Source organism: Pseudomonas sp. Sample_9 (assembly GCF_004307535.1).
Classification (GTDB): Bacteria; Pseudomonadota; Gammaproteobacteria; order Pseudomonadales; family Pseudomonadaceae; genus Aquipseudomonas; species Aquipseudomonas mercuritolerans.
On record NZ_RAZO01000400.1, the window covers coordinates 20,102 to 27,723 of the forward strand.

The 7,622-nt window shown below is 56.7% G+C and carries 9 protein-coding genes; 2 read left to right on the plus strand and 7 right to left on the minus strand.

Annotated features, from left to right (window positions below; all coding sequences use genetic code 11):
* Positions 1-50: 50 nt before the first annotated feature.
* The 4 genes from aspS to D6877_RS23080 all read right to left on the minus strand — a co-directional run bounded on the left by aspS (position 51) and on the right by D6877_RS23080 (position 3,268).
* Positions 51-1,826, minus strand: a complete 1,776-nt coding sequence (aspS, locus tag D6877_RS23065; RefSeq protein WP_041479793.1) for an aspartate--tRNA ligase — start codon at positions 1,824-1,826, stop codon at positions 51-53.
* 98 nt (positions 1,827-1,924) lie between these two features.
* Positions 1,925-2,146 (minus strand): zinc ribbon domain-containing protein, encoded by a 222-nt coding sequence (locus D6877_RS23070; protein ID WP_016773499.1) that lies wholly within the window; start codon positions 2,144-2,146, stop codon positions 1,925-1,927.
* A gap of 130 nt (positions 2,147-2,276) precedes the next feature.
* Complete coding sequence (locus D6877_RS23075; RefSeq protein ID WP_130912236.1) at positions 2,277-2,615, minus strand: ribbon-helix-helix domain-containing protein; 339 nt, start codon at positions 2,613-2,615, stop codon at positions 2,277-2,279.
* Between the two features lie 182 nt (positions 2,616-2,797).
* Positions 2,798-3,268, minus strand: a complete 471-nt coding sequence (locus tag D6877_RS23080; RefSeq protein ID WP_016773497.1) for a Dps family protein — start codon at positions 3,266-3,268, stop codon at positions 2,798-2,800.
* Positions 3,269-3,579: 311 nt separating this feature from the next.
* On the opposite strand from D6877_RS23080, the gene D6877_RS30195 reads away from it, so the two are divergent.
* Positions 3,580-4,182 (plus strand): cold-shock protein, encoded by a 603-nt coding sequence (locus D6877_RS30195; RefSeq protein WP_130912237.1) that lies wholly within the window; start codon positions 3,580-3,582, stop codon positions 4,180-4,182.
* Between the two features lie 63 nt (positions 4,183-4,245).
* Here the strand turns inward: D6877_RS30195 and D6877_RS23090 are convergent, their stop codons facing one another.
* Together D6877_RS23090 and D6877_RS23095 are read right to left on the minus strand one after the other, a co-directional pair.
* Entirely contained in the window at positions 4,246-4,452 is a 207-nt protein-coding gene (locus tag D6877_RS23090; protein WP_016773495.1) for a SlyX family protein, read from the minus strand.
* 3 nt (positions 4,453-4,455) lie between these two features.
* Complete coding sequence (locus D6877_RS23095; RefSeq protein ID WP_130912238.1) at positions 4,456-4,881, minus strand: HIT domain-containing protein; 426 nt, start codon at positions 4,879-4,881, stop codon at positions 4,456-4,458.
* An 888-nt stretch (positions 4,882-5,769) separates the two neighbouring features.
* Between D6877_RS23095 and D6877_RS23100 the strand changes: the two genes are divergently transcribed.
* Positions 5,770-7,134: an OprD family porin gene (locus tag D6877_RS23100; RefSeq protein WP_130912239.1), complete on the plus strand. Its 1,365-nt coding sequence runs from the start codon at positions 5,770-5,772 to the stop codon at positions 7,132-7,134.
* A 117-nt stretch (positions 7,135-7,251) separates the two neighbouring features.
* Here the strand turns inward: D6877_RS23100 and D6877_RS23105 are convergent.
* On the minus strand, positions 7,252-7,622 hold a 371-nt coding region (locus D6877_RS23105; RefSeq protein WP_130912240.1), incomplete at its 5' end, for a mechanosensitive ion channel family protein.

Sequence of the window (7,622 nt, forward strand, 5' to 3'; positions counted from 1 at the left end):
GACCTGAGAAAGAAAAAAGGCGCATCCGAAGATGCGCCTTCAGGCCCGTCTTACTCAGCCTTTGGCGTTTCGCGCAGGCGAATGTGCAGCTCGCGCAGTGCCTTGGCATCCACTACGCCCGGAGCCTGCGTCATCACGTCGGCAGCACTCTGGGTTTTCGGGAAGGCGATCACTTCACGGATCGACTGGGCGCCGGTCATCAGCATCACCAGACGGTCCAGACCGAAGGCCAGACCACCGTGCGGCGGTGCACCGTACTTCAGCGCGTCGAGCAGGAAGCCGAACTTCTCTTCCTGTTCCGCTTCGTTGATGCCCAGCAGGCGGAATACCGCTTGCTGCATTTCCTTGCGGTGGATACGGATCGAACCGCCGCCCAGCTCGGTGCCGTTCAACACCATGTCGTACGCACGGGACAGTGCGCCGGCCGGGTTGGCTTCGAGTTCCTGCGGGGTGCACTTCGGTGCGGTGAACGGGTGGTGCAGCGCCGAGAAGCTGCCGTCGTCGTTCTCTTCGAACATCGGGAAGTCGACGACCCACATTGGTGCCCACTCGCAGGTCAGCAGCTTCAGGTCGTGACCGAGCTTGATCCGCAGCGCGCCCAGGGCTTCGCTGACGATCTTGGCCTTGTCGGCACCGAAGAACACGATGTCGCCATCGACTGCGCCAACGCGATCGAGGATCACGTTGAGTTTGTCTTCCGGGATGTTCTTCACGATCGGCGATTGCAGACCTTCAACACCGGCAGCGCGCTCGTTGACCTTGATGTACGCCAGGCCCTTGGCACCGTAGATGCCGACGAACTTGGTGTAATCGTCGATCTGCTTGCGCGGCATGCTCGCCCCGCCTGGAACACGCAGTGCAGCAATGCGGCACTTCGGATCGTTGGCCGGGCCGCTGAACACCTTGAAATCGACTTCCTTGAGCTGGTCGGCAACGTCGACCAGTTCCAGCGGAATACGCAGGTCCGGCTTGTCCGAACCGTAGCGGCGCATGGCTTCTTCGAAGGTCATGTGCGGGAATTCGCCGAATTCCAGATTCAGCACTTCCTTGAACAGATTGCGGATCATCTGCTCGGTCAAGCCCATGATCTCTTTTTCATCGAGGAAGCTGGTCTCGATGTCGATCTGGGTGAATTCCGGCTGACGGTCGGCACGCAGGTCTTCGTCGCGGAAGCACTTGGCGATCTGGTAGTAACGGTCGAAGCCGGCCACCATCAGCAGTTGCTTGAACAGCTGCGGTGATTGCGGCAGGGCGAAGAACGAACCGGCGTGGGTACGACTCGGCACCAGATAGTCACGCGCGCCTTCCGGGGTGGCCCGGGTCAGGATCGGCGTTTCGACGTCAAGGAAGCCATTTTCGTCGAGGAAGCGACGGATGCTGGTGGTCATGCGCGAACGCAGACGCAGCTTCTCGGCCATTTCCGGACGACGCAGGTCGAGGAAGCGATAGCGCAGGCGGGTTTCTTCGCCGACGTCGGAGAACTCGTTGAGCGGGAACGGCGGGGTTTCCGACTCGTTCAGCACTTCCAGTTCGTAACCGAGCACTTCGATCATGCCCGAAGCCATGTTGGCGTTGGTCGCACCGGCCGGACGCAGACGTACCTTGCCGGTGATCTTCACGACGTATTCGCTGCGCACGCGATCGGCGGCGGCGAAGCTCTCGGCGCGATCCGGGTCGAACACCACCTGGGCCAGACCATCACGATCACGGATATCGAGGAAAATCACCCCGCCGTGGTCGCGGCGACGGTGCACCCATCCGCAAAGGGTAATTTCCTGGCCTTCCAGGCTTTCGTTCAGTTGGCCGCAATAGTGGCTGCGCATCATGGTGTGGTTCGCTTCTCGTAATTCGAAATTCGGTGGAGTAACCGTCGCTTTCAAGCAAGGCGGCAACTCACGCGTGTCGTTCGTTCAGGGTTGGAACCCTAGTCAGCTTTGTCGCCACCGGCCAGATTCTTCTTGGCTCCGGTCTTGAAATCGGTCTCGTACCAACCGTTGCCGCTGAGGCGAAAACCCGGCATGGACAGCTGCTTCTTCAGTTCGGGCGCCTGGCAGGCAGGGCAGTCGACCAACGGTGCGTCGCTGATCTTCTGAATGGCTTCCAACTGATGACCACAGGAAGCACATTGGTAATCGTACATTGGCATGGGGGTGTCTCGGCGATCAGATTGCTGCCGCGCGCAGGGCTTTGCGGCGAAAGCGCGGGATTATATCGATTAAATGCGGGCTGTGCAGCCGTAACACTGCACAGCCCGCAACCTCGTTGCAACCGCCGTTTCAGCGCGAAACGGTGGGTGCGAGGTCTTTGATCCCGTTCATGACGCAAACCACCCGCACCAACGCACTGAAATTCTTCACCCCGCCGTGACGCAGATGCACCTCGCGGTCGACATGGGATAACAGTGTGCTGATCGAACAGTGGTTATCCTCGGCCATGCCGCCGAGGATATTCCAGTAGACCTGCTCCAGGCGCAGACAGGTCGCAAATCCGTTGAGGCGAATCGATCGCGACAACGGCCGGATCAGATTCATGTCGAACTCGCTGACAAACGGGTCGACTTTTATTACGTGCCGCGAAGCCGACATCCTGTCGCTTCGCCTGTCTTCTTCTACCATAGCGTTGACACTCCTTTGCCATGACTGCTGATTTATAAGGCAACATCCTTGCGCCTTCATAAAAACCCAGTGACAAAGTCAGCGCCATACGATTTGTTGACCAGCCTCGTAGGATAAGCCAACGCCAACGGTAAGAGTCTGGACAGCACGCGGACGACCTCGAGCCGTCCGCAGCGGCCGGATCATTCCTCGAGCAGCGCGCGCAGCATCCACGCAGTTTTCTCGTGCACTTGCATGCGCTGGGTCAGCAGGTCAGCGGTCGGCTCGTCGCTGACCTTGTCCAGCAACGGGAAGATGCCGCGGGCGGTCCGGGTCACTGCCTCCTGGCCTTCGACCAATTGCTTGATCATGTCTTCGGCGCTCGGCACACCGACTTCTTCCTTGATAGAAGAAAGACGCGCGTAGGTGGCGTAGGCCCCCGGTGCCGGGAAGCCCAGCGCACGAATCCGCTCGGCGATCGAATCGACGGCCAGCGCCAGCTCGTTGTATTGCTCTTCGAACATCAGGTGCAGCGTGCGGAACATCGGGCCGGTGACGTTCCAGTGAAAGTTATGGGTTTTCAGATACAGCACATAGGTGTCGGACAGCAGTCGCGACAACCCTTCGACGATGGATTTGCGGTCTTCTTCGCTGATACCGATATCAATTGCCATGCTTACCCCCTAACAGTGATTGGATTCATCCAGCAGGTTCAGCCCCACTTTAGCAAGGCAAGCGCCGGCTCGCAGCTATCAATCCGTGATCAGGCTGCGACAAATCGACCGTTTCTCTGCCGCTGGCCGGGCTGATTTGAGTAGCCGCAGGCTTTGCTGTTAAATAGGCAGTGTGTCGCCATGCCCCATTTTCCGGGGGTGTTGCGCATAGGCTGATCCGTGTACGTGTCCACCGCCTCTTATTTCGTCCTGAAGCGAACCGTGCGCCTTCAGCTCTTCCTTGTGAGCCGTCATAACGTGAGCCAATCAAAATGTTGAAAATCGTCCACCTGCTAATGGGCGCAGCAGCCTTGCTGCTGTCGTTCATACCCAGCCTGAAAGCCGAAGCCGTTCCTTATCTGCAACAACCCGATGCACTTTACCTGGCCTTTTTCGGCCTGCTGAACCTGGTCATCGCTCCAGTGATCCCCTACTGGAACAAAGGCCCGCGCCAGCATCTGCAAAATCTGGTCAGCGCCCTGCTCGTGCTGACTGTCGTCCTGCAAACCTTGACCCTGATCGCGCCGATGCCGGTCATCGCTGGCCAGCCGGCGGTGTTGTTCAGCCTGGTGATCGCCCTGGTTGCCGTGGTGCTGCACCTGGCCGTCAGCTTCTACAAATCGTCACCAGCCGCTGCGCCGACTACCTATGACATGAGCAATCGCGATACCGGCACCGTGAAGTGGTTCAACACTTCCAAGGGTTTCGGCTTTATCTCCCGGGACTCCGGTGATGATATTTTCGTGCACTTTCGCGCCATTCGTGGCGAAGGCCACCGTGTTCTGGTCGAAGGCCAGCGCGTCGAGTTCTCGGTGATGAACCGCGACAAAGGCCTGCAAGCCGAGGACGTGATCGCCGCTCTGCCGCGTCGCTGATCCAAAGCAAAAAAACCGCGAACAGCCTGGCTGTCCGCGGTTTTTTTATGCCTGGCGAATGGTTCAATAATGCGGTGGCGGCGCGTCTTCTTCAAAGGCACCGAACTGCCCGACCATTTCTTCGTGACGCTTGATCAGCGCCTCCATCTGCAATTGCAGGCGCTCGATGACTCTCTGCTGGGCCACCAGCACATCGTTCAATGCCTGAATAGTGTCATCCTGAAAGGCCAGACGGCTTTCCAGATCGGTTACGCGCTCTTCAAGGCTCATGACTCAGCCCTCCACAAAAGTGAATTCTTCGGTCAGCACCAGACGCAAGCGTTCGCGAATGGCTGCCACCTGTTCTGCGCTGTACGGCCTGGCCGGGTGTTTGCCCCAGACCGGCGCTGGCCACGCAGCATCGTCACGTTTACGTACGATCACATGCATGTGCAACTGACTGACAACATTGCCCAGGGTTGCCACGTTCAGCTTGTCGGCATCGAACGAATCCTTGAGCAATTCGGCCAGTGTGGTGGTTTCCCGCCAGAGCTGCTGCTGGTCGGCGACATCCAACTGAAACAACTCGCTTATATCCTCGCGACGAGGCACCAGGATGAACCACGGGTAATTGCTGTCGTTGGACAGCAACAGCCGGCACAACGGAAAGTCGCCGATGACCAGGGTGTCCTGTTGAAGTCGTGAATCCAAAGCAAACACTGTGAGTACTCCCGCTGATCCTATAACTCAGCTTAGCGGCCGCCCCTAGAAGCAGCGCGCCAAGCGACAGAACGGCAGCATACCTGCGAATGCAGCGGGCTTCACGCGTCCCCTCGGCGGTAATTCAGCAAGCGCGCCGACATGAGACATTTATCTCGCCGACGCACCAATACAGCCCCGGACATGAGCCTTGACGTGAAGAGCCGCATGAAAATCCTTGATCTGTCGACCCTCGAATCGCGCGGCGCCAGATTTACTTGCGTCCAGTGGTGATTTTTTTGCACCAAAACTGCACAACACGTCTACGCTCACTGGGTCGGGCATCCGCCAAATACTCACTGCGGGGTGAACCGGTAACGTTTTTGGTTGTCTTGCGCACCTTTGGTGCGTTGCAACACCATTGGGAGAATGTCGTCAAGCCTGCAACAAAACCGGCCCGAGGCCCCGTTTTCACAAGGTTTTCACATATGCGGGCGCATTGCAGAAAAATAACCGCAGCGATTTTGCGGTTTGTGCACGCTTGTTGCATTCGTAACGTTATGGACTATAAGCGCACCACGGGAAGTGGTCGCCTGAAGCCAATAAAAACAGTGGCAGGGTTGCCCGATGGAGATTCAAGTGTTTTGCCAGGGACTCTTTTTTAGCGATGCAAAAAGGCCCGGAAACAGCGATAAAGTTGTCAGTCCGGCTGCATCGGTACTGTGAATTTGCGACATCCAGCGCTCCTTTTGCGACAACGCCGTAAAGAAGCTGAAAGGTTGGTTTCGCAAGTATCGCCAACATTGTCGGCGTGATATAAGTTTGCGCCGACACAAAAAGAAAGAGCCGCCCAGATAATAAAACAGGTGGGACGGCAGTACTCTTCTAAAACCAAAGGAGCAAATCACGATGCGCGTGATGAAGTGGAGCATGATCGCACTGGCAGTTGCTGCAGCAGCCAGTACTCAAATGGCTACGGCCGCCCCGTTTGTAAGTGACCAGGCTGAAGCCAAAGGTTTCGTTGAAGACGCCAAGCTCGACCTGCTGGTACGCAACTATTACTTCAACCGCGACAACAAGAACCGCAACGCTGACGTAAAAGACTGGACTCAAGGTCTGCTGGGCAACTTCAGCTCTGGCTACACCCAAGGTACTGTTGGTGTCGGTATCGATGCATTCGGTTATCTGGCCATCAAACTTGACGGCGGTGACGGTACCTCCGGTTCGGGCAACATGAGCCGTAGCGACACCGTTGACCCGCTCAACGGCTCCCGTGACGTCAATGACAGCCAGGGCAAAGCCGGTGCAGCGGTCAAATTCCGCGTTTCCAAAACCGAGCTGAAATTCGGCGACATGCAGCCTAGCACCGCACCAGTGTTCGCTGTGGGCGGCTCGCGCATCATTCCTCAGTCTGCCAGCGGTTTCCAGCTGCAGAGCAGCGAAATCCAGAACCTTGACCTCGAAGCCGGCCACTTCTACTCGTCGACCAGCCAGGACAAGAACTCCCGTGATGGCGAGCTGTACTCCAACTACTCAGGCATCGATTCCGACTCCATCGACTATTTCGGCGGCAAGTACGGCATCACCGACAACCTGAGCGCATCGCTGTACGGTGCCAAGCTGGAAGACATCTGGAACCAGTACTACGCGAACGTGAACCTCACCACACCATTCGGTGGTGACACGTCGTTGAACACTGACTTCAACATCTACCGCACCACCGATACCGGTGACAAGAAGGTAGGCGACATCAGTAACACCACATTCTCCCTGGCAACTGCGCTCTCGTTCCTGAAGGCACACACCATCACTATTGCCTTCCAGAAGGTCAACGGCGACACACCATTCGACTACATCGGTGTGGGCAAGAACAACCGTGGTGGCGATTCGATTTTCCTTGCCAACTCGATTCAGTACTCTGACTTCAACGGTCCAAACGAGAAATCCGCGCAGATTCGTTATGACCTGAAGATGGCTGAATATGGCGTTCCGGGTCTGAGCTTCATGACTCGCTACGTTAAAGGCTGGGACATTGACGGCTCTGGCTTGGCAGCTAACAGTCAATACCGCGACAGCCTAGGAAATCCGCTCTACGGTGATGATGGCAAGCACCACGAGACTAACCTGGAAGTCAAATACGTAGTTCAGAATGGTCCGGCCAAGGATCTTTCGTTCCGTGTTCGTCAGGCTTGGCATACTGCCAACGCAGACCAGAGTGAAGGCGATGTCAAAGAGTTCCGCCTGATCGTCGACTACCCACTGTCGATCTTGTAATCGCCAACAGTTAGTTTGCGATAACAAAAAAGGGCCCATCTTCGGATGGGCCCTTTTTATTGGTGCTTCATTCAACTAATGCCTTGCCAACAATTCAGGCACTTAGTTAGCAACCTATCATTGCGTCGCCGATTCCTGCACTACGCGTATAACCCGCTGCGGAAATGGAATATCAATCCCGGCAGCCTTCAAACGATCCCGCGCCTGTTCATTGAACATGAACATCACATCCCAATAATCCGCAGTTTTAACCCATACGCGCAGGGAAACAGTGATCGAACTGTCGCCCAATGTCGAAATCACTGCCTGTGGCTCCGGGTCCTGCATGACGCGGGGATCCTTGGCCAGATCCAGCAGTACCTGACGGGCCTTCTGCAGATCCGCTTCGTAATCAACGCCGACATCAAAAACGACTTTACGGGTTGGCTGACGATTGGTGTTGGTGATGATGCCGTTCGACAGGTTGCCGTTGGGCACGATGATGGTCT

Excerpts from the sequence above, each read along its gene's own strand:
- D6877_RS23070 (WP_016773499.1), bottom strand. The coding sequence starts at position 2,146 with ATGCCAATGTACGATTACCAATGTGCTTCCTGTGGTCATCAGTTGGAA.
- D6877_RS30195 (WP_130912237.1), top strand. The coding sequence starts at position 3,580 with ATGTTGAAAATCGTCCACCTGCTAATGGGCGCAGCAGCCTTGCTGCTG.
- D6877_RS23100 (WP_130912239.1), top strand. The coding sequence starts at position 5,770 with ATGCGCGTGATGAAGTGGAGCATGATCGCACTGGCAGTTGCTGCAGCA.
- D6877_RS23080 (WP_016773497.1), bottom strand. The coding sequence starts at position 3,268 with ATGGCAATTGATATCGGTATCAGCGAAGAAGACCGCAAATCCATCGTC.
- D6877_RS23090 (WP_016773495.1), bottom strand. The coding sequence starts at position 4,452 with ATGAGCCTTGAAGAGCGCGTAACCGATCTGGAAAGCCGTCTGGCCTTT.
- aspS (WP_041479793.1), bottom strand. The coding sequence starts at position 1,826 with ATGATGCGCAGCCACTATTGCGGCCAACTGAACGAAAGCCTGGAAGGC.
- D6877_RS23075 (WP_130912236.1), bottom strand. The coding sequence starts at position 2,615 with ATGGTAGAAGAAGACAGGCGAAGCGACAGGATGTCGGCTTCGCGGCAC.